General features: G+C 69.2%; 1 protein-coding gene. It reads right to left on the minus strand.

Annotated elements, in window-relative coordinates:
- Positions 1-1,063: peptidoglycan glycosyltransferase FtsW (locus tag NS220_RS18760; RefSeq protein WP_058625464.1), on the minus strand; the 1,063-nt coding region annotated here is incomplete at both ends.

The raw sequence follows: 1,063 nt of genomic DNA on the forward strand, positions 1-1,063 counted from the left end.
CGGCGGGCTGCGCGCGGGCGTGCGACCGGCGCGGCGGCGCGACGGTCGGGCAGTGTCCGCGCGAACGACAGCAGCACGCCGCACGCGATGAGTACCGACAGGAGCGACGTGCCGCCCTGCGACATGAACGGGAGCGGGACGCCGAGGACGGGGAACACGCGGAGCACGACGGCCACGTTCACCATGGCCTGGCCGACGATCCAGATCGTGATGCCGCCCGCGACGATGCGCACGAACGGGTCGTCGGTGCGCCGGATGACGTGGAAGGCACCCACGGCGAAGAGCCCGAACAGGGCCAGGACGACGATGCAGCCGATCAGACCGAGCTCCTCCCCCACGATCGCGAAGATGTAGTCGTTCGCGGCCGCCGGGAGCCAGTCGTACTTCTCGGCCGAGTTGCCCAGGCCCACGCCGAAGATGCCCCCCGCGGCGAGCCCCCAGATGCCGTGCAGCGGCTGGTAGCAGTCGCCCAGGTAGTTGGCGATGCAGTCCTGGTCGAGGAAACTCATGATGCGGCGCATCCGGTCGGCGCTGGTGATCGCGAAGACCGCGATGCCCGCCAGGGCGGCCAGCGCCGGCAGCACGAAGATCCGCAGCTTCATCCCCGAGAAGAACAGGGCCCCGAGGAGCACCAGCACGAGGATCATCGTGGTGCCGAGGTCCTTGCCCCCCATGACGGTGGCGGCGACGAGGGCGAACACCGGGACGATCGGGATGAACACGTGCCGCCAGTCGCCCAGAAGCGTCTGCTTGCGATAGAGGACGTACCCGAGCCACAGCGCGAGCGCGAGCTTCAGGAACTCGGCCGGCTGCGCCTGGATCCCCGCGATCAGGATCCAGTTTCGGTTGCCGTTCGCCGAGATGCCCAGGGGCGTGAAGACGAGCAGCTGGAAGACGGTCGCGCCGATGAGGGCTGGCCACGCCATGCGCTTCCAGAACCGCACGGGCGCGCGGCTCAGGACGAACATCAACGGGATGCCGACCACGGCGAACACGGCCTGTTTGAGGACGTGGTCGAACGGGCTCTGCGCCTCGTCGAGCGCCGAGGTCGCCGAGAGCACCA

Origin of the sequence: Microbacterium testaceum, from assembly GCF_001476655.1 — a bacterium.
Lineage (GTDB): Bacteria > Actinomycetota > Actinomycetes > Actinomycetales > Microbacteriaceae > Microbacterium > Microbacterium testaceum_C.